This is a genomic window from Amycolatopsis panacis (assembly GCF_003600245.1).
GTDB classification, from domain to species: Bacteria; Actinomycetota; Actinomycetes; order Mycobacteriales; family Pseudonocardiaceae; genus Amycolatopsis; species Amycolatopsis sulphurea.
Genome location: NZ_QZFV01000066.1, coordinates 45267 through 64663 on the forward strand (window position 1 = coordinate 45267; position 19397 = coordinate 64663).

23 protein-coding genes and 1 pseudogene are annotated in these 19397 nt (G+C 71.4%); 13 read left to right on the top strand and 11 right to left on the bottom strand.

What is annotated here, in order from left to right:
• The first annotated feature begins 5 nt into the window (after positions 1-5).
• On the top strand, positions 6-1532 hold the full coding sequence (locus tag D5S19_RS08480; RefSeq protein WP_233573775.1) for a S53 family peptidase: 1527 nt from the start codon (positions 6-8) through the stop codon (positions 1530-1532).
• A gap of 49 nt (positions 1533-1581) precedes the next feature.
• Here the strand turns inward: D5S19_RS08480 and D5S19_RS08485 are convergent, their stop codons facing one another.
• Both D5S19_RS08485 and D5S19_RS08490 read right to left on the bottom strand, forming a co-directional pair.
• A complete protein-coding gene (locus tag D5S19_RS08485) occupies positions 1582-3105 on the bottom strand; it encodes a multicopper oxidase family protein (protein ID WP_120022854.1) in 1524 nt (507 codons plus the stop codon).
• The gene (locus tag D5S19_RS08490; protein WP_120022767.1) at positions 3102-3494 is read right to left on the bottom strand and encodes a hypothetical protein; all 393 of its coding nucleotides are present in this window, start codon (positions 3492-3494) and stop codon (positions 3102-3104) included. The genes D5S19_RS08485 and D5S19_RS08490 overlap by 4 nt, the downstream gene beginning before the upstream one ends.
• Before the next feature lie 61 nt (positions 3495-3555).
• Between D5S19_RS08490 and D5S19_RS08495 the strand changes: the two genes are divergently transcribed.
• On the top strand, positions 3556-3981 hold the full coding sequence (locus D5S19_RS08495; protein ID WP_120022768.1) for a MarR family winged helix-turn-helix transcriptional regulator: 426 nt from the start codon (positions 3556-3558) through the stop codon (positions 3979-3981).
• 19 nt (positions 3982-4000) lie between these two features.
• On the opposite strand, the gene D5S19_RS08500 is transcribed toward D5S19_RS08495, so the two are convergent.
• The 5 genes and pseudogenes from D5S19_RS08500 to D5S19_RS08515 all read right to left on the bottom strand — a co-directional run bounded on the left by D5S19_RS08500 (position 4001) and on the right by D5S19_RS08515 (position 7009).
• Entirely contained in the window at positions 4001-5263 is a 1263-nt protein-coding gene (locus D5S19_RS08500) for a UDP-N-acetylmuramate--L-alanine ligase (protein ID WP_407641733.1), read from the bottom strand.
• Positions 5264-5286: 23 nt separating this feature from the next.
• Positions 5287-5400, bottom strand: a pseudogene (locus tag D5S19_RS34080) (Mur ligase domain-containing protein); the annotation flags it as partial.
• Between the two features lie 113 nt (positions 5401-5513).
• Positions 5514-6554 (bottom strand): LLM class flavin-dependent oxidoreductase, encoded by a 1041-nt coding sequence (locus D5S19_RS08505; protein ID WP_120022769.1) that lies wholly within the window; start codon positions 6552-6554, stop codon positions 5514-5516.
• Between the two features lie 26 nt (positions 6555-6580).
• Entirely contained in the window at positions 6581-6718 is a 138-nt protein-coding gene (locus D5S19_RS32390) for a hypothetical protein (protein ID WP_199730402.1), read from the bottom strand.
• A gap of 78 nt (positions 6719-6796) precedes the next feature.
• Positions 6797-7009, bottom strand: coding sequence for a hypothetical protein (locus D5S19_RS08515; RefSeq protein WP_120022770.1), 213 nt, complete (start codon positions 7007-7009; stop codon positions 6797-6799).
• An 82-nt stretch (positions 7010-7091) separates the two neighbouring features.
• Between D5S19_RS08515 and D5S19_RS08520 the strand changes: the two genes are divergently transcribed.
• Positions 7092-7517, top strand: a complete 426-nt coding sequence (locus D5S19_RS08520) for a pyridoxamine 5'-phosphate oxidase family protein (RefSeq protein WP_120022855.1) — start codon at positions 7092-7094, stop codon at positions 7515-7517.
• Between the two features lie 13 nt (positions 7518-7530).
• On the opposite strand, the gene D5S19_RS08525 is transcribed toward D5S19_RS08520, so the two are convergent.
• Complete coding sequence (locus D5S19_RS08525; RefSeq protein WP_120022771.1) at positions 7531-7947, bottom strand: VOC family protein; 417 nt, start codon at positions 7945-7947, stop codon at positions 7531-7533.
• A 265-nt stretch (positions 7948-8212) separates the two neighbouring features.
• On the opposite strand from D5S19_RS08525, the gene D5S19_RS08530 reads away from it, so the two are divergent.
• From D5S19_RS08530 to D5S19_RS08545, 4 genes are all read left to right on the top strand, one after another.
• Entirely contained in the window at positions 8213-8800 is a 588-nt protein-coding gene (locus tag D5S19_RS08530) for a helix-turn-helix domain-containing protein (protein ID WP_120022772.1), read from the top strand.
• A 61-nt stretch (positions 8801-8861) separates the two neighbouring features.
• Complete coding sequence (locus D5S19_RS08535; protein WP_120022773.1) at positions 8862-9380, top strand: bifunctional nuclease family protein; 519 nt, start codon at positions 8862-8864, stop codon at positions 9378-9380.
• A 206-nt stretch (positions 9381-9586) separates the two neighbouring features.
• Complete coding sequence (locus D5S19_RS08540; RefSeq protein WP_233573776.1) at positions 9587-9865, top strand: DUF1490 family protein; 279 nt, start codon at positions 9587-9589, stop codon at positions 9863-9865.
• A gap of 2 nt (positions 9866-9867) precedes the next feature.
• Complete coding sequence (locus D5S19_RS08545; RefSeq protein WP_120022774.1) at positions 9868-12024, top strand: heavy metal translocating P-type ATPase; 2157 nt, start codon at positions 9868-9870, stop codon at positions 12022-12024.
• Positions 12025-12028: 4 nt separating this feature from the next.
• On the opposite strand, the gene D5S19_RS08550 is transcribed toward D5S19_RS08545, so the two are convergent.
• Both D5S19_RS08550 and D5S19_RS08555 read right to left on the bottom strand, forming a co-directional pair.
• On the bottom strand, positions 12029-13429 hold the full coding sequence (locus tag D5S19_RS08550) for an extracellular solute-binding protein (protein ID WP_199730403.1): 1401 nt from the start codon (positions 13427-13429) through the stop codon (positions 12029-12031).
• A gap of 167 nt (positions 13430-13596) precedes the next feature.
• The gene (locus D5S19_RS08555) at positions 13597-14496 is read right to left on the bottom strand and encodes an NAD-dependent protein deacetylase (protein WP_120022776.1); all 900 of its coding nucleotides are present in this window, start codon (positions 14494-14496) and stop codon (positions 13597-13599) included.
• A gap of 1 nt (position 14497) precedes the next feature.
• Between D5S19_RS08555 and D5S19_RS08560 the strand changes: the two genes are divergently transcribed.
• A complete protein-coding gene (locus D5S19_RS08560) occupies positions 14498-14809 on the top strand; it encodes a hypothetical protein (protein WP_120022777.1) in 312 nt (103 codons plus the stop codon).
• 414 nt (positions 14810-15223) lie between these two features.
• On the opposite strand, the gene D5S19_RS08565 is transcribed toward D5S19_RS08560, so the two are convergent.
• Positions 15224-15643 (bottom strand): PI-PLC domain-containing protein, encoded by a 420-nt coding sequence (locus D5S19_RS08565; protein WP_233573777.1) that lies wholly within the window; start codon positions 15641-15643, stop codon positions 15224-15226.
• A gap of 73 nt (positions 15644-15716) precedes the next feature.
• Between D5S19_RS08565 and D5S19_RS08570 the strand changes: the two genes are divergently transcribed.
• From D5S19_RS08570 to D5S19_RS08590, 5 genes are all read left to right on the top strand, one after another.
• Entirely contained in the window at positions 15717-16484 is a 768-nt protein-coding gene (locus D5S19_RS08570; protein WP_120022778.1) for a nucleotidyltransferase domain-containing protein, read from the top strand.
• A 164-nt stretch (positions 16485-16648) separates the two neighbouring features.
• Positions 16649-17398 carry a dienelactone hydrolase family protein gene (locus D5S19_RS08575; RefSeq protein WP_120022779.1) on the top strand — a complete coding sequence of 250 codons (750 nt, stop codon included), beginning with the start codon at positions 16649-16651 and terminating at the stop codon, positions 17396-17398.
• A 184-nt stretch (positions 17399-17582) separates the two neighbouring features.
• Positions 17583-18173 (top strand): TetR/AcrR family transcriptional regulator, encoded by a 591-nt coding sequence (locus D5S19_RS08580; RefSeq protein ID WP_120022780.1) that lies wholly within the window; start codon positions 17583-17585, stop codon positions 18171-18173.
• A 76-nt stretch (positions 18174-18249) separates the two neighbouring features.
• Positions 18250-18567 (top strand): hypothetical protein, encoded by a 318-nt coding sequence (locus tag D5S19_RS08585; RefSeq protein ID WP_120022781.1) that lies wholly within the window; start codon positions 18250-18252, stop codon positions 18565-18567.
• A 10-nt stretch (positions 18568-18577) separates the two neighbouring features.
• The gene (locus D5S19_RS08590; RefSeq protein ID WP_120022782.1) at positions 18578-19222 is read left to right on the top strand and encodes a phosphate signaling complex PhoU family protein; all 645 of its coding nucleotides are present in this window, start codon (positions 18578-18580) and stop codon (positions 19220-19222) included.
• Positions 19223-19397: the final 175 nt, after the last annotated feature.

Consider the following 19397-nt stretch of genomic DNA (forward strand, 5'->3'; position numbering starts at 1 on the left):
TATCCTTGTCAGGCAGTCTTCGTTCCGAGCTGTCCGGGGTCGAGGTTCTCGGCCCGGTCGATCCGGACGCCACGATCACCGCGACCGTGGTGCTCCGGCGGCGTGCGGAGCTCTCGGTGGCCGATCTGGCCGCACCACTGAGTCCCGGCGATCTCGCCGAGCGGTTCGGCGCCGCGCCCGAAGAACTCGAGCAGGTCCGGACCGTGCTCACCGACGCCGGGCTCACGGTGACCGAGGCGCACGCCGGGTCCCGGCGGGTGGCGGTCCGCGGCCCGGCCCGGGTGATGGCCGCCGTTTTCGGCACGGAGCTCAATCGGGTCCGCGGTGCCGGATCCGCGGAGTTCGCGGCACGCAGCGGGGGACTCCACGTGCCCGCGGAAATCGGCGATTTCGTGGTCGCGGTGCTGGGCCTGGACGAACGGCCGCAGGCGCGGGCGCAGTTCCGGGTGCACACCGAAGCCGCCGGGCAGGGGTACCGCCCGGACGAAGTCGGTTCGCTGTACGGCTTCCCGGCCGGGACCGACGGCCGGGGCAAGACCGTCGCGGTGATCGAACTCGGCGGGGGATACCGGCCCCAGGACCTGAAGAACTACTTCGCCGAATTGAAGATCCCCGAACCGAAAGTGACCGCGGCGGGGGTGGACGGCGCGCACAACGCACCGGCGGGCGACCCGAATTCCGCGGACGGTGAGGTGGCCCTCGACATCGAGGTGATCGGCGCGCTCGCCCCTGGCGCGGCCCAGATCGTCTACTTCGCACCGAACACCGACCAGGGTTTCCTCGACGCGGTCAGCACCGCGGTGCACGCCAGCCCCACACCCGTCGCGGTCAGCATCAGCTGGGGCCAGTCCGAGGACCAGTGGACGGCGCAGGCCCGGACGGCGATGGACCAGGCCTTCGCCGACGCGGCCGCGCTCGGGGTGACGGTGTGCACGGCCTCCGGCGACAACGGCAGTGCCGACGGCCAGAAGGACGGCGCGCAGCACGTGGACTTCCCGGCGTCGAGTCCGCACGCGCTGGCCTGCGGCGGCACCCGGCTCGAAGGAACACCGCCGGCCACGATCACCGCGGAGAAAGTCTGGAACACCTCCGGCGGCGGCTCGACCGGCGGCGGCGTCAGCGACGCGTTCCCGGTGCCGGACTTCCAGAAGACGGCCGGGGTGCCCGTCCGGGCCGGTGCGGGCAAGCCGGGCCGCGGCGTGCCGGACGTGGCCGGCGACGCCGATCCGGCCACCGGGTACCGGATCCTCGTGGACGGGCAGCACGCCGTGGTCGGCGGCACGAGCGCGGTGGCACCGTTGTGGGCGGCGTTGCTCAGCCGCATCGCGCAGCACACCGGTCATGGTTTCGGCCTGGTGCACAACAAGCTCTACGCCGCCGCGGCGGCGGGCAAGGCCCAGCCGGGCTTCCGCGATATCACCCAGGGCAACAACGGTGCGTATTCGGCGGCCGCGGGCTGGGACGCGTGCACCGGGCTCGGCGCACCGGACGGTGCGGCACTGCAGCGGATTCTCGGAGGTGCCAAGGCCTGATCTCATCTGTCCGAAGTGGACTGACGGCACGCTCGCGAACCCGGGGCGTTCAGGTCACCACGAAGTTCCCCATCATGGCCATGTCCTCGTGTTCGAGGTTGTGGCAGTGGAACACGTACTTGCCGCGGTACCCGTCGAACCGGACCGCGATCGCCGCATCTTCGGCCGGTCGCAGGTCGATCGTGTCCTTCCAGCCCGCGTCGAACGGGCCGGGGCCGGCGAGTCCGCGCGAGAGCACCTGGAACGGGTTGAGGTGCAGGTGCACGGGATGGTGGAAGTCCGACACCAGCCGCCACACCTCGGTGCTGCCGAACGTCGGGCTCGCGGCCACCGTGTCCACGCCGAACGGGGCGCCGTTGATCCGCCAGCCGTCCGTGCCCGCGGACGCGAAATGCATCGTCCGTGTCACGGACGGCGGGCCGAGCGGTTCGACGGTGCCCAGCCGGCCGGGCAGGCGGAACCGGTCCGGTGCGCGCTCGCCCACGGCGAAGCGCAGGATCTCGCCCATGCGGCCCTCGCCGAAGTCGTTGACCAGGGTGACGATCGTGCCCGGCCGGTAGGCCGAGAAGTCCACGACCACGTCCAGGCGCTGGGCCGGGGCGAGTTCGAAATGGTTGTGCTGCAGGGGAGCGGCGAGCAGGCCACCGTCGGTGCCGATCTGGGTCAACGGGGCGCCCGGATCCAGCCGGAGGTCCAGGCGGCGGGCGTTGCACGCGTTGAGGATCCGCAGCCGGTACTGCGCGCCTTCGACGGTGGCGACCGGCCAGGGTGCCCCGTTGACGAGCATGACGTCGCCGAGTACGCCCGCCATGTAGGCGTCGGTGACGCCCGGCTCCCTCAGCGCCGGTTCACGGCTGGGATACCGCAGTGAACCGTCCGCGTCGAAGCTGCGGTCGGTGATCATCAGCGGCAGTTCCCGCGGGCCGGACGGCAGGCCGAGCGCGTCCTCCTCCTCGTCGCGCACCAGGTGGAACCCGGCCAGCCCGCGCCAGACGCTCGGCCCGGTGAAATCCATCCGGTGGTCGTGGTACCACAGCGTCGCTGCGCGCTGGTCCATCGGATAGGTGTAGGCGCGGCGGACCATCCGGGTGCCGCCGGGCATCCCCATCCCGGGCATCCCGGGCATCGGGCCGTCCGGGTACAGGAAGTCCACCGGGTACCCGTCGTCGGTGTGCGGGGTCCGGCCGCCGTGCAGGTGCACCACGGTCGGCACGGGCAGCCGGTTCGTGTGCGTGACGACGGCCGGCCGGCCGCGGCGGGAGACCAGGGTCGGGCCGGGGAAGATCCCGTTGTAGCCCCAGATTCCGGTGCGCAGGCCGGGCAGCAGGCAGACCTGTGCGGGAGCCTGGGTGATCTCGTAGTAGTCGGCGTGCGCGTCGCGCCGGACCGGGCTCAGCACCGGCGGGATCGGCAGCGGCACCGCGAACGCGGGAACCGGCGGAAGCAGGCTGGGCAGCACCGCGCCGGTACTGGTCGACCCGCGGGCACCGAGCGCGAACGGGATTCCCACGCCGAGGCCGATGCCGGCGGCCAGCCCGGCGCCGAGGAACACCCGGCGGCTCACCCCGGTCATCGGCGCCACGCCGCGACCGCCATCGCCGTGGCGAGCAGGATCGTGGCCACCCCGACCGGCACGTGCACCGTGATCAGCCGCGCGAAACCCAGCACGATCTGCAGCGCGATCAGCCCGAAGAGGCCGAGGCTGCCGAGAATCGGCCACCACGGCCCGCGGCCGGGCCGGCGCACCAGCACCGCGGCCACCGCGGAGACGAGTACCGAGATCCCCGCGTAGGTCGCGTTCTCCCGATGTGCCTGCAGCGAGTCGTAGCCGCCGGAGAGGAACTGGCCCGCGAAGACCGCCTGGTCGAACAGCATGACCGCGCTCACCAGCGTGGTCGCCCGGAACACCAGGCGCGGCCAGCGCGGCGGCGCCGGGGCGCGGACGGCTTCGGTCGTGGACACGGCGACCCCCTTTTAGGTTCATATGGATCGGATTCATATGAATCTAACATAGGATGGGCCGGTGACCACCCCACCTCCGACGATCCGGCTCGGCCTGCTGCTGCGCCAGGCGCACCGGCGCGCGGCGGCGGCGCTGAACGAGGCCCTCGGGCCGCTGGGCCTCACCGGCCGGCATTTCGGGGTGCTGCTGCTGATCGACCGGGACGGCGCGACGACCCAGCGCGATCTGATCCGGGAGACCGGCAGCGACAAGGCGGGCATGGTGCGGACCGTGGAGGATCTCGAACGGCTGGGCTACCTGACCCGCACCCGTTCGGCGACCGACCGGCGGGTCGCGGACCTGACCCTGACCCCGGCCGGTGAGGAGGCCTTCGCCACCGCCCGCGAGCTGGCCGGGAAGGCGGCCGGGGAGCTGTTCGGGATGTTCCGCGCCGAGGAGACCGAGGCCCTCGAAGACCTGTTGACCCGCTTCCTGGCCGTCGACTGACCGGCCGCCGCGGGTGGTCTCAGCCGGCGCAGGCGGCCGTGGTCTCCAGGGCCTCGACGGCCTGCCCGGCGAGCGTGGCCATCTCCGGGGAGCCGAGGGTGACGACCACATCACCCGGGCGCGCGCGTCGGACGACTTCGGTGATGGCGTTGGACGCCGTGCCGGCGAACGCCTTGGCGTCCTGCGGAAGCGGGATCGCGTCGGTGAGGGCGCGGCCGTCGACGTCGGGCGTGACCGTCTCTCCCGGGGCGAAGATCTCCAGGACCACCGCTTCGTCGGCGATGGCGAGGGAGCCGGCCGTCTCGTGGAGGAACTGGCGCATGCGCCACACGCGGTTGGGCTGGCACACCACGATGAGCCGGTGGTCCTCGGCGACCGTACGCATCGCTCGCAGCGAGGCGGCCATCGACGTGTGATGGCCGGCGTAGTCGTCGTACACGCGTACGCCGTTCGCGACGCCGCGCAACTCGAAACGCCTTCGTACGCCGGGGAAACGCTGAAGCCCACGTACGCCACCCGGTACGCCGAGATGGCGCGTGACCAGGAGTGCGGCTGCGGAGTTGAGCCCGAGATGGGTTCCCACGACCGGGACGCGGACAGGACCGATCAGGGCGCCGTCGAGTACGGCGTCGTAGCGGATACCGTCGGTGACCGTGGTGAGCCCGACCACCTTCAGGTCCGCGTCGTTGGCTTCGCCGTAGGTGAAGACCGTGCGGCCTTCCTCACGCAGGGTCGCGGCGAGCCGGCGGCAGGGTTCGTCGTCGGCGTTGGTGACCACGAAACCGGTCGGCGGCACACGGCGGCAGAAGTCGAGAAACGCTTCCGCGAGACCGTCAACATCGCCATACGTATTCAGATGATCGGAGTCGATGTTGGTGATGACAACGACCTCGGGGCTGTACGCGACGAACGAGCGGTCGCTTTCGTCCGCCTCGACGACGAAGTGCGGACCGGAGCCGTGCCCGCCGGAGCCGAGCGTGAGGACGTCACCACCGATCACATAGGACGGATCCGCCCCGCCGGCCCGCAACGCGACGGTGATCATCGCGGTCGTGGTGGTCTTGCCGTGTGTGCCCGTGACGGCGATGGTGCGCCGGCCCGCCAGCACCCTGGCCAGTGCCTCGGAACGGTGCAGGACCGGCAGTCCGCGATCGTGCGCCGCGACGAGTTCGACGTGGTCGTCGGGGATCGCGGTGGAGCGCACCACCGTGTCGGCGTTCCACAGGTTGCCCGGCTGGTGCTGCCGGTGGATCGTCGCGCCGAGCCGGGCCAGCTTGGCCAGACCGGGCGGTCGCCGGTCTCGCTGCCGCTCACCGGCACCCCGCGGCGGAGCAGGATCTCCGCCAGCCCCGACATCCCGACTCCGCCGATGCCGATCAGGTACACATGGCCGAGGTCCCGTATGGTCGGCTCGCTCATCACGCACTCCTCCTGTCCGGGGATGTTCCCTCGGAATACAGGGTTCGGCGGGCATGTCAGGAACGATCATGAGTCGTGTCGCAGCCATGTCCCAATCGCGGTGGAAGCCCGTTTCAGGGGGCCGAGCCGAACTCTTTCCGGACGGCCGGGAGCACCTCCGTGCCCAGCAGCTCGATCGCTTTCAGCACCACGGGGTGCGGGACGCCCGACCAGTCCATCTGCAGGGCGTAGCGGCTCGCGCCGGTCAGCCTGCCCACGGTGATCAGGCGCTCGGCGACCTCGGCGGGGCTGCCGGTGAACAGCGCCCGGGCATGATGGGTGTAGGCGTCGTACTCGGCTCGTGACGGGATCGCCCAGCCGCGGGCGCGGGCGCCGTACTTCATCGTCTCCAGCCAGTACGGGTAGAAGATCTCCTTGGCGTCCTGGGACTTCTCCGCGATCAGGCCGATCGCGCTCATGGTCACCGGCAGCTCGTCCGCGGTGTGCCCGCCCGCCTCGCCGGCCTGCCGGTACAGGTCCACGAGCGGGGCGAACCGCTCCGGCTCGCCACCGATCACGGCGTACACCACGGGCAGCCCGAGCAGCCCGGCGCGGATCGAGGACTCCGGATTGCCGCCGGTGCCCACGGAGATGCGCAGCCGGTCGCGGTACGGGCGCGGGTACACGTGCGCCTGCTCCAGCGGCGGGCGGAAACGGCCGGACCAGGTGATGGGGTCCTCACGGTCCAGGCGCAGCAGCAGCGCCAGCTTCTCCTCGAACAGCTCGTCGTACTCGGCGAGGTCGGCGCCGAAGAGCGGGAACGACTCGGTGAACGACCCCCGGCCCGCGAGCAGTTCAGCCCGGCCGCGGCTGAGCTGGTCGAGCGTGGTGAACTGCTGATACACCCTGACCGGATCCTCGGTGGAGAGCACGGTGACCGCGCTGGAGAGCGTGATCCGCTCGGTCACGCTCGCCGCCGCGGCCAGCACCGTCGCCGGGTTGGAGATGGCGTAGTCCGCGAGGTGATGCTCGCCGAGGCCGTAGAAACCGAGGCCGAGTTCGTCCGCGAGCCGGATCCGCTCGACGGTCTCCGCCAGCCGCTGCGCGACCGGCACCTGCACCCCGGTCAGCGGGTCCGGCGGCCGGTCGCCGAAGCTGTAGATGCCCAGTTCCATCGCCGCCCCTTTTCTTCGCTGCTGCCTCAACCTCGGCGGCTGCCGGGAAATTCCGGCGTGATCCGCGGTGGAAGCTCCTCAGTGGACAGCGAGGCCCAGGCTGCTTCGATCATCCCGAACACCTCGTCCACGGCGGCCTCGGGCTCGTCCGCCTCCCGGGCCACCGAACAGGCGTCGCAGACGGACTTCGCGATCGCCTGGCAACAGGCGGCGGCCAGCGCTTCGGCATGGCTTCGTCGTACTCACGCAGCGCCGGCGAACCGTCGATCATCGGCCAGAGCGGTGCAATGCCGCACCACGGCGTGGATCTCCCCGCGCAGTTGGTAGGCGCCGACGATGAGCGTGGTGCGGCCTTCCGCCGTGCCCCCGGCGATGACCGTCTCGCGGGCGCGAAGGGGCCACGGCCGTCCGGCGGGATCCAGCCTTCGCCGGATCAAGTCGCTGAAGGCGTCCACGGTGCCGAGGCGGGACGAATACCGGGGGTGATCCGGCGTTTCACCTATGGGATTGTCCGGGACGGTCGGGTTGACTGGGTTCATGCCTACCGACGCCGCCCTGACCGCCCCGGACATCGAATTCCTGCGCCGCCCGCTGCACGGCTTCTTCTCGGCAGCAGCAGGGCCGCGCCCGCCGCAGCCCCGCCCGGTGTGGTTCGAGGTGACGGACGAGGGCACGGTCGAGCTGTTCACCGCCCCGGATTCGAGCAAGGTCCGGCGGCTGGCGCGCGACCCCCGCGCGTCGCTCGTCGTGGCCGCGCCGGCGGGGGAGCGGGAACAGTGGGTGTCGATCGCGGGCCCCGCCACGGTGGAACCCGGCGGAGCGCACGACCTGGCCCGCCGGCTCGCGGCGCGCTACTGGGACCTCGGCGATCCGGCGCGCGCCGCGGACCTGGACGGGATCCTCGCCACCGAGCAGGTCCGGCTCGTGCTGCGCCCGCGGATCGTGCACCGGTTCCGGTTCTGAGCGGGCTTCCGGCTCAGCCCGCAGGCTGCCCGATGTTCACCATCCAGGTGATGCCGAATCGGTCGGTGCACGAGCCGAATTCGTCGCCCCACATCTGCTTCTCCAGCGGGACGGCCACGGCGCCGCCGTCGGAGAGCTTCGCCCAGTAGCCGCGCAGCAGCTCGGCCTCGTCGCCGCTGAGGCTGATGGAGATGTTCGTGCCCGGCCGGTGTTCCATGCCCGGCGGGGTGTCCGCGGCCATCAGCGTGAAACCCTGGTCGGTGTCGAGTGAACCGTGCATGATCTTGTCCGCGTAGCCGTCGTCGGCCGACGCGCCGAATTCGCCGAACGTGTTGAGCGCGAGGTCCCCGCCGAACACCTCATGGTAGAACTCCAGCGCCTCCCGGGCGTTGTCGCGGAAGCTGACGTAGGGGTTGAGTTTCGCTGCCATCGGAACCCTCCAGAGTTCGGGACGGTTCCGAATCCTCGCAGATCCTCGGGGGTGCGACAACGCAATCGGGCTCGTCCGGGGGACCTCTTCCCCCGGCCGGGTGCCCTGGTGCCGGGGTCCCGGAAGCCTGCTGTAGCCGGTGGGTTTCCCACGGCGGCCGAGCCGGGATTTTCGTTGCCGGCGAGGGGGTCCACGGTCTTCGCACGCCCGGACGAAACGGCAACCGGATTTGCCGGAACCGCAAACCCGGGCGCACAGTGGAGCCATGACCGACGAGTTCGACGAGGTGCTCAGCGCGGTGGGGCCGCGGCTGCGGGAGCTGCGGCGGCGCGCAGGGATCACGCTGGCCGGGCTCTCGGCGAGCACCGGCATCCCGGTCAGCACGCTTTCGCGGCTGGAATCCGGGCAGCGTCGCCCGGGACTGGAGCTTCTTCTCCCGCTGGCGAAGGCGTACCGGGTGCCGCTCGACGATCTGGTCGTCGCGCCGGCCACGGGCGATCCCCGGGTGTACCCGCGGCCGTTCACCCGGCACGGGATGACCGTGGTGCCGCTGACCCGCAACCCCGGCGGGCTGCAGGCGTTCAAGCACATCATTCCGGCCGGGCTGACCCGGCGCGAGCCCGATCCGCGCTCGCACGAGGGCTACCACTGGCTGTACGTGCTCAGCGGGCGGCTGCGGGTGATGCTCGGGGACCAGGACCTCGTGCTGACGGCGGGCGAGGTCGCGGAGTTCGACACGCATCTGCCGCACTGGTTCGGCAACGCGGACGAGCGCGCGGTGGAATTCCTCAGCATTCTCGGCCCCCAGGGTGAACGGTTCCACATTCGCGCGCGATACCGTCCGGGCAGGTGAGAAACGTGGCCCGGCTGGGTATTCCTTCTTCGAGAACTCCACGGGAGGCAGGGTGATCCCCATGGTGGCGGTGCGGGTTCAGGGACTGGCCGTGGTCGCGCAGGATGTGGCGCCGGTCGTGCTGCTGCGCGAGGAGAGCGGCACACGCCGATGGCTGGCGATCACGATCGGCGCGCCGGAGGCGCAGGAGCTGGCCGCGGCGCAGGAGCACGTGGTCTCCGCGCGGCCGGGCACGGTCGAGCTGATCATCGACGTGCTCGGCGCGCTCGGCCAGCGGGTCGTGCGGGTGGAGATCACCCAGCTGCGCGACAGCGTCTTCCACGCCGATCTGGTGCTGGCCGACGGGGTGCGGGTCTCCGCCCGGCCCAGCGACGCGATCGCGATCGGGCTGCGCACCGAGGCGCCGCTGGAGGTCGCCGAAGCGGTCCTGGAGGAGGCGGCGGTCGACGTGACCGTGGCCGCGGGCGACGAACTGCCGAGTGAGCCGGACGGTGAACCGGACGAGGAGCAGATCCGCCGGTTCCGCGACCTGCTCGACGAGATGAGCCCGGAGGACTTCCGCGACCCCGGCACGGAGTGACCGGCCGCGGTCCATTGTGGCCGTCCGCGCGCTGTGCGGTGCTGTGAAGGGACCCTTCACGGACTCTGCGTCCGTGAAGGGTCCCTTCACAGCTTTGCGGTGCCCAGCCGAGAGGCTAGGCTGCGCGGCTCGACGAGGGCGCCGCCGGTCCGGCCGGGCCGGCGGCGCAGGGGCCATGACATCGGCCTGGAGCTGCGGAGGTGGGCATGAAGAGCGAGATCGCCGGCAGGGCGGTCGGGCTGGTCGTCACCGGTCTGGCCGGGGCGGCGGCGTACGACGGGGTGAAGCGGTTCGCCCGATCGAAGGGTTTCCGGTCGGCGGCCGTCTCGGTCACCACGTGGGGGCTGCGCAGTGTCCGGGCGGCGGAGACCGGGGCGGAGAAGGTCCGGCTCGCGACCGCGGACCTGGTGAGCGAGGCTCGCGACCGGATCGGTGAGCAGGCCCCGCCGCCCGGTGCCGCCACGGGCCACGGCCACGAGCACTGACCGTGGCCACGGTCGAACCGCAGGTGCTGTCCGACGCGGCGGGACGGGTGCGTTTCCACGTCCCGCCGCTGTCCGGCGACGCCTCGCGCGCGGTCGCGGTGGAGGACGTCGTGGACCGCGTGCCCGGTGTGCGCCAGGTGCATGCGTATCCGCGCACCGCGAGCGTCGTCGTGTGGTACGACCGGGCGCGCTGTGACCGCGCGGAGTTGCTCGCCGCGATCCGGGACGGAGCCGCGCGGCCCGCGCCGTCCGCCACCCGGTCGCCGCGCTCGGCGGACGTGCGCAACGCCGACCTCGTCCGGATGGTCGTGGGCGGGCTCGCGCTCGTGGTGCTGGGGATCCGCCGTTACGGCCTGCGCCGTCCGCCGGTGCTCGGTGCGGCCGGCCGGACGGCGGCCACCGGCGTCACCATCTTCACCGGCTACCCGTTCCTGCGCGGTGCGCTCCGCTCGCTGGGCGGCGGACGGGGCGCAGGCACCGACGCGCTGGTCTCTGCCGCGACGGTGGCGAGCCTCGTGCTGCGCGAGAACGTCGTGGCGCTCACCGTGCTCTGGCTGCTCAATATCGGTGAATACCTCCAAGACCTGACGTTGCGACGAAGCCGCCGCGCGGTTTCCGAGCTGCTGACCGGCACACAGACCCGAATCTGGCGCCGCATCGGCACGGTCGAGGCGGAGGTCGACATCGCCGATCTCGCCGTGGGCGACGAGGTCGTGCTGCACGAACACGTGGTGCTGCCGGTCGACGGGGAGGTGGCCGAGGGTGAGGGGATCGTGGACCAGTCCGCGGTCACGGGGGAGCAGCTGCCGGTCAGCGTGACCGCCGGGACCGCGTTGCACGCCGGTTCGGTGCTGCTGCGGGGAAGGCTCGTGGTGCGGGCGAGCGCGGTCGGCGCGGACACCGCGATCGGCCGGATCATCCGCCGGGTCGAGCAGGCGCAGGAGGACCGCGCGCCGATCCAGACCGTGGCCGAGGTGTTCTCGCGGCGGTTCGTGCCCGCCTCCTTCGCGCTCGCCGGGCTGACTTTACTGGCCACCCGGGACGTGCGGCGGGCGATGACCATGCTGCTGGTCGCGTGCCCGTGCGCGGTCGGGCTGGCCACGCCCACCGCGATCAGCGCTGCGATCGGCAACGGCGCGCGGCGCGGCATCCTGGTCAAGGGCGGCGCGCACCTGGAGGCGGCCGGCCGGGTGGACGCGATGGTCTTCGACAAGACCGGCACGCTCACCCTCGGCCGTCCGGTGGTCACGAACGTGATCTCCTTCGCCGAGGACTGGACGCCGGAGCGGGTGCTGGCGCACGCGGCCAGCTCGGAGATCCACTCCCGGCATCCGCTGGCGCAGGCGGTGATCCGCTCCACCGAGGAGCGGCGGATCCGGATCCCGCCGCACGAGGAGTGCGAAGTCCTGCTGGGACAAGGGATGCGGGTGGCCAGCGACGGCCGGGTGCTGCTGATCGGCAGCGCGGAACTGGTGCAGGGCGAGGGCGTGGAGCTGCCCGGCGAGGCTCGCCGCTGGGTCGCGAAACTCCGTGAGGCGGCCGAAACCCCGTTGCTGCTGGCGGTGGACGGCGCGCTCACCGGGCTGGTTTCGTTGCGGGACAAGGTACGTCCCGAAGCGCGTGAAGTACTTCAGGCGTTGCGCGCGGACGGTGTGCGCCGGATCGTGCTGCTGACCGGGGACCACCCGGGCACGGCGGCCGCGGTCGCCGCGGAGCTGGGCGTCGAGGAGTTCCAGGCGCAGGTGCTGCCCGAGGACAAACAGGACGTGGTGCGGCGGCTGCGGGAGGACGGGCATGTGGTCGCCGTGGTCGGCGACGGCACGAACGACGCTCCCGCGCTGGCGCTGGCCGACATCGGCATCGCGATGGGCGTGAACGGCACGGACGTGGCCGTGGAGACCGCGGACGTGGCGCTGGCCGGCGACGACCTGCGTGCCCTGCTGTCCCTGCGCGACCTCAGCCGCCGCAGTGTCACGCTGATCCGGCAGAACTACGGCCTGTCCATCGCGGTCAACGCGCTGGGCCTGGTGGTCTCCGCCGCGGGCGCGCTGTCCCCGGTGGTGGCGGCGGTGCTGCACAACGCGTCGTCGGTCGCGGTGGTCGGGAACAGTTCCCGGCTGATCCGGCACCGGGTGCCCGGCGGCCGCGCGGCGCGCTGAGCGGTCACTTCTTCCGGTACTGCGCCGCGACCTTCTCCGCCATCCCGCGGATGTCGGCGAGCGCGTCGTCCAGTTTCGTCTTCCCTTCGAGCACCCCGGCCAGCGCCTGCGAGGCCTGGGTGCCGAGCTGGCGGAACTCCGGCACCGCGACGAACTGGATGCCCGCCGTGGGCCGCGGCTGCAGCCCCGCCTTGCGCGGGTCGACCGAGGTGATGGACAGGAAGGTGGGCATGGCGAACGCCCCGGCGTCGGCCAGGTATTCGGGATCGTTGTAAGTCGAGTACCGGGTGCCCGCGGGCGCCTTCGCCTGGCCGACGACCTTGCCCGCCAGCCGCTGGTAGTCCCGGCCGCTCGCCCAGGACATGAACTTCCAGGCCTCGTCCGGGTGATCGGTGCTCTCCTCCATCCCCCAGGCCCAGGTGTAGAGCCAGCCGGCGGTCGAGGTCTTGAGCACGGGTGCGGAGAGGTAGCCGATCCGGCTGCGGACCGCGCTGGTGGGCGCCTCCAGCTGCGCGGCGCCCGCGGTCGAGTCGTACCACATGGCGACCTTGCCCTGTTCGATCGCGGTGGCGCACTCCTGATAGCCGCTGCGCTCCGGAACGTCCTCGCCGGCCTTGTGCAGCAGGTCCAGATAGAACCGCACGGCCTCGCGGAACTCCGGGGCGTCGGTGCGCACGTTCCAGCCGGCGTCGAACCAGGTGCCGCCGAAGGTGTTGATCATCGTGGTCAGCGGCGCGATCATGTTGCCCCAGCCGGGCTGGCCGCGCAGGCAGATCCCGTGCATCCCGTTCTTGGCGTGCTCCACGGCCTCCGCGGCGTCGGAGACCTGCTGCCAGGTCGGCGTCGCCGGCAGCCGGATACCGAGGTTGCCGAGCACGTCGGTGCGGTACATCAGGATCGAGGATTCGCCGTAGAACGGCGCCGCGTACAGCCGTCCGTCCGGCCCGCGCAGCGAGTCCGCGATCGGGGCGATCAGGTCCTTCACGTCGAAGGTGCTGTCGTCCTTGGTGTACGAGTCCAGGGCCTTGAGCTGATGGCGGCCCGCGTAGATCGGCGTCTCGAAGTTGCTCACCGACGCCACGTCGTACTTGCCCGCCTGCGCGGTGAACTCGCGGTCGACCTCGTCCCGGAGCCGGTTCTCGGGCAGCACGGTGAAGTTGACCTTGATCCCGGTCCGCGGGGTGAACTCGGTCGCGGTGAGCTGCTGCAGCTCGACCATCTGCGGGTTGTCCACCATGAGCACGTCGATGGTCACGTCGGACTTGCTCGCGCACGCTTGCGCGGACAGCAGGACCAGGACCGTCGCCACCGCCGCCGAGGATCGGCGCACCCGCCTTGCCCCGTGCCCGCTCCGTTGTTCCCGCACCCCGGTTCCTCCCGCTTCGGCCGCTTTGCGGCGACTCACGCGAGAAATCTAAGAGCACGAGGCGAAAAGCCCAGAGCGAACGTTCGGGGCCTGGAGTGTTCGTGCAGTTCTCCTGCCCTTGCGGGCCGCTTGTACAGCGGTAGGCCCTGGTCCTGGCTTCGCTGGAGGACGGCTGTGCCTCCGTCCATCGTGGACGCGCGGTCCTGCTAGGGCGTGGCCGCCGCGTCGGGCACCGGATCCAGCAAGGAGCGCAACTCCACGAGCGCCGCACCGAGCGGCCGGTCGACCCGTATGGACGCGTACTCGTCGCCCCGGGTCTGGCCGCGGTTGACGATCATGACCGGCTTCCCGGCCTTCGCGGCGTGCCGGACGAAGCGGAGCCCGGACATCACCGTCAACGAGGAGCCGAGCACGAGCAGCGCGGCCGCCCGGTCGACGAGCCGGTAGCACCGCTCGACCCGGGCGCGGGGCACGTTCTCGCCGAAGAAGACGACATCGGGTTTGAGTATTCCGCCGCACCGCAGGCACTCGACGACCGTGAAGGCGCGGACGGCCTCCTCGGCCAGCTCGACGTCACCGTCCGGGTTGATCCGGGAGGCGGTGCCGCCGAAGTCCGGATTGGCCGTGCGAAGCCGGGTGTCCAGCTCTTCCCGGGCACTGCCGCGGCGGCAGCCGAGACAGATCACGCGATCGAGATTGCCGTGCAGCTCCACCACTCCCGGGGTACCGGCCGCGCGGTGCAGGCCGTCCACGTTCTGCGTGATCACGCCGGAAACCCGGCCACTCGCGCGCAGTGCGGCGAGGGCGTGGTGCCCGGAATTGGGTGCGGCGCGCGCGATGGTGCGCCAGCCGAGATGGCTGCGTGCCCAATACCGGCGCCGCCCGGCGGCACTCGTGGTGAACTCGTCGTAGGTCATCGGCGTGTGCCGGCGCAGGCTGCCGGACTCGCCGCGGTAGTCGGGAATGCCGGACTCGGTGGAGATCCCGGCCCCGGTCAGCACCAGCACCCGGCCGTCGGCGAGCACTTCGGCCACCTCGGCGAGGTGGCTCGTGCGGGGGAGCGGATCGCCCGGAGCGGCCCAGGTCAGCGTCGGTCGGGTACGCACGATGCCAGCTTACGTGCGCGGGCCGTGCGCGGTGCCGGGCAAGCGCGACACGCCGGATCGCCGCCGTTTCACCGGGACCGGTGATCACCTGGCCGGGCGACACGGGGATTGGCCCGCCGGGCCGCTGGGTATCCGAAGGACCATGTGGTTCGCGCTGGCTACGCCCGTGGTCGTGATGATCGCCACCGTCCTGATGGAACGGTTCGAGCGATATTGCGACCGGGCGGAGGCCGGGGCGCGCGTGCGAGTACCCGAGCCCCGGGGCGAGCCGGTCCGTCCGGTCTCGTTCGGGTCCGTGGTGCTGCGGCACTAGGCGCGAGGCGCGGACCGGGCGCGGACGCCCGGCAGGGCGAGCGGTGGCCGGTGTTCTTGGGAGGAACACCGGTCCCGCGGCCCGGGTTCTCCCCGTCGGGGTGAGAGAGCGCGGGCCCTCTGCCGGGCTTCGGATGCCTCGCGGTGACCGGCGAACCGGCCCTGCTCACCGGAGCACGGTGCAGGGTTCCGGCAAAGTCGGTGTAGAGGTCTGTGAAGGGTCCCTTCACGGACTCTGAGTCTGTGAAGGGTCCCTTCACGGACCCGAAAACGGTCCGGCGCACGCTACGAGGTGGTCGCACACACCTCCGCATCGCCCACTGCCGGGTCCCCGACCAACTTTGCCGACACCCTGGGAGCACGGTGCGTTCGGCGGCGGATCGGTTCGCCGGTCGGCAGTCCTTGTCCCCGCAGGTCAGCGCGTCGCGTTCCAGGTGGCGTTGTCGGTGAGGTCGTCCTTGAGGTCCAGCATCACCATGATCGGTGCGGCCGTGGGGTGCGCGGTGGACCAGGTGTTCACCAGGGCGAGCCAGTCGCGGAGGTTGTTCGAGGCCGGGTTGCCGGCGTGGTCCACGAGGTCGCCGGGGGAGCTGTGGCCGATACCGTAGTCGTGTGCGGTGGCGTAACCGTTGTCGTGCACGTCCAGCTCGATGAAGCGCACGCCCCGGTTCAGCTGGCCGGCGATCGGCCCCTTGGCGCCGTCGACGTTGCCGGAGTAGCTGTTGTGTGTGGCCAGGAAGGTCGATGGCTCCGCGGCCTGCGCTGCCGGAGCTGTCGCGGTGAGGAGTGCGGTACCGATCAGTGCGGCGAGGACGGCAGTGCCAAGGCGATGCATGAAACCCCCTGTTCGGGATGGTATTCCGGGAAAACGTAGCGATCTTGCCGCGGTTTCGTGGCATCTTCGGGAGATGCCGGAGAACTCCAGGGACACCTTCGCCGAGGACGTCGCCGCCCTGCTCGCCGCGCTGCCCGGGGTGCGCGCCGTGGCACTCGGCGGCTCGCGCGCGCAGGGCACCCATCGCCCGGACAGCGACTGGGACTTCGCCCTCTACTACCGCGGCCACTTCGATCCCGGCGATCTGCGCGCGCTCGGCCTGCCCGGCGAGGTCTCGGACCTCGGCGCCTGGGGTGGCGGCGTGTTCAACGGCGGCGCCTGGCTGAGGGTCGAGGGCCGGCCGGTGGACGTGCACTACCGCGATCTCGACGTGATCGACCACGAGCTGGCCGAAGCCCGGGAAGGCCGGTTCCACTGGGAACCGCTGGCGTTCCACCTGGCCGGGATCCCGAGTTACCTGGTGCTCGGCGAGCTGGCGGGCAACCGGGTCCTGCACGGGGAGCTGCCGCGCCCGGCCTACCCGGACCCGTTGCGCAGCACCGCGGCGGAGTTCTGGCGCGCGGCCGCCGACCGCACCCTCGGCTACGCGGAACCGGCCTACGTCGCCCGCGGCCGCGTCACCGAGACGGCGGCCTCACTGGGCCTGGCAGCGCTGCAAGCCGCACACGCGATCCTCGCCGCACGGGGGGAATGGGTGACCAACGAGAAGACCCTGCTGGACCGCGCCGGCCTGCGGGCGCTGGATGACGTCGTCTCCGGGCTCGGCCACGACCTGCCGGGCGCGTTCGCCACCGCACGCGCGCTGCTGGCCGCGGCGTACGACCGTCCACAAGGGACTTGACCAGGGGGCGGTGCCCGAACGTTGTATAACGTCCTATACGACGAGCTTTCAGGTATCGGATTCCGTTCACAAGCAAGGAGAATCGGACGAATCCCCACCCGGCGGGCCCCGTCCCGGCCGGGCTAGATTGGAGTCGATACCCCAAGCAACAGGAGTGACTGCGCATGCGCAAGGACTACGTGGACGTGCCGGCCGGTGACGGGGTCGCCGATGCGTATCTGGTCGTCCCCGACGGTGGGCCGCACCCGGGTGTGATGCTGTTCATGGACGCCTTCGGGGTCCGCCCGCGGATCGAGGAGATGGCGGAGCGGATCGCCGCGGCGGGCTACGCCGTGCTCGCGCCGAACCTGCTCTACCGGGGCGGGCGTTCGCCGATGGTGGAGGATATGGCCGCGCTGGCCGACGCGAGCCGGCGCGAAGCGATCTTCGGGCGGCTCATGCCGATGATGAGGCAGCTGGACACCGACGCGATCGTGCGTGACGCCGGGAAGTACCTGGACTTCTTTCATGCGCAGGAGGGCGTGGCCGAGAAGCCGGTGGTGATCACCGGGTACTGCATGGGCGGGCTCAACGCGCTGAAGGTGATCGAGGCACTGCCGGAGCGGGTCAAGGCGGTCGCGAGCTTCCACGGCGGCAGGCTGGCCACCGACGATCCGGACAGCCCGCACCTGCGGGTCGGCTCGATCACCGGCGAGGTCTACTTCGGGCACGCCGACCAGGACCACTCGATGAACGCCGACCAGATCGCGACCCTCGAACGGGCGCTGGACGAGGCCGGGGTGACCTATCGATCCGAGGTGTACGAGGGTGCCGCGCACGGATACACGATGACCGACACGGCGGCGTATCAGGAGAAGGCCGAGAAGCGGCACTGGGAGAACCTGTTCGCGTTGCTGGAGCGGGTAAACGGGTAGCGGGTTAGGACCACTGTGGACACTCTTGTCCGCCTGTGTGTCTCTTGTGGACGGTCAAGGGCAGTCGTGAGGCGTGGGTGAGCTGGCCGGGCTGGGTCCTGGACTGAAACGTCTAGACGGCGCAGTCCAGTCCTGCTCCGGCTAGACTCGGCCGTCCCGAGCCGGAGGAGCGAGAAAGCCACCGATGAGCGCCGTGACCACCGTTCCGCACCGCGAGAAGCTGCTCCGTGAAGGACTTCGCCAGCTGTATGCGCGCGGGTTCCACGGCACCACGATCGACGGGATCCTGGACGCGGCCGGGGTGCCGAAGGGTTCCTTCTACCACCACTTCGGGTCGAAGGAGGCGTTCGCGCGCCAGGTGCTGGCCCGGTACATGCAGTTCCAGCTCGATCAGCTGGCGGAGTGGAGCGGGCGGGCCGAGCTGCCGGTGCCCGCTCTGCTGGCCGGATACTTCCGGGCGATGGCCGCGCGGTTCACCGGGTCCGGGCACCAGCGGGCCTGCCTGGCCGGGAAGCTGGCGACCGAGCTGGCCGCCGGGCACGAGGGTTTCCGGGCCCGGCTGGCCGAGGACCTGGGCGGCTGGCGCGAGCGGATCGCCGGGCTGCTGGAGACCGGGCAGCAGCGCGGGGAGGTCCGCGCGGACCAGCCGGCCGGGCTGCTCGCGGACGCGGTGCTCGCGCTGGTACAGGGCGCGTTCGTGCTCGCGCTCGCCGCGCGGGAGGAAGCGTCGCTGGAGTCCGTGGCCACCGCGATCGAGCTGCTCGTCGCCGGGTGAAGCGCGGACCTGCGGAGTTGGGCCGACCGTGGACTCCGGGCGCGCCCGGGTGAGCCGGTTCCCTTAAGCTGATCACATGGCCGAAGGCGTGCTGTGCCGGGAATCGGTGGAGCTTTCCGGACGGGAGCGGTCGGTGCTGCGGAGCATGGCGCTGCGCGGGACGGGCTCGGAACTGTATTGCGCACTCGAAGCCGGTCACGGGCACGAGCACGTGGCGCCGGTCGTGGTGGGCGAGTGGTGGCTGAGGTGGTGGCCGGGGCGACGCGTGCTGGAATCGCGTGCCGAATGCGAGGCGGTGTCCGAGACGGGCGTCGGGTGTTCCGGCCCGGGCGGCCACGAGGGCGGCCACAGGTTCACCCCGGCCGACGCCGCGCGGCACGCCGAACGTCGGTAATCTCGGGTTCATGCGCGACGGCTTCCAGGGCGATCTCGTACAGCTGGACGGCAAACTGGCCACGATGGCCGATGCCGCCGCCGAGGCCATGCGGCGCGCCACCCGTGCGCTGCTCACCGCGGATCTCTTGCTGGCCGAGGAAGTCCTCGGCGCCGACGACCAGCTCGACGAACTGCGCGCGGTCTGCGAGGAGGACGCGTACGCGCTGCTCGCCCTGCAGGCCCCGGTCGCCGGTGACCTGCGCGGGGTGCTGGCCGTGGTGTACTGCGCGGAGAAGATCGAGCGCATGGGTGACCTGGCCGCGCACATCGCCGGCACGGCCCGTCGCCGCCATCCGGACCACGCCGTGCCCGCCGAGCTGGAGCAGGTGTTCACCGACCTGGGCCGGGAAACCGCCGGCATGGCCGACCGCGTGGCCTCCCTCGTCCGCGACGGCGGCCGCGGCGGCTACGCCGAGCTGAGCCGCACCGACGAGACCGTGGACGCCCTGCACGCTCGTGTGCTGGCCACGATCACCTCCCCGTCCTGGCCGCACGACCAGCGCGTCGCGGTGGCGCTGACCTTGGTGACCCGGTTCTACGAGCGGTTCGCCGACCAGGCGGTGTCGGTGTCGAAACGCCTGGACTTCGCGGCGACGGGGGATCTTCCGGAGTAGGCGCGGATTGCTCCGAAACGCATGACACGTCGTTCTCGTGGGGAGAGCTTCGCGTTCGCGGCCGGTGTCGTTGCCACGGAGGTGCTTTCGTGGCAACGATATGGACGCTTTGAACAACCTGGGTCGGGTCCAGTCGCCCAACCCTCCGGCAAGGGGTGCGGTCACCGAGGTGTCG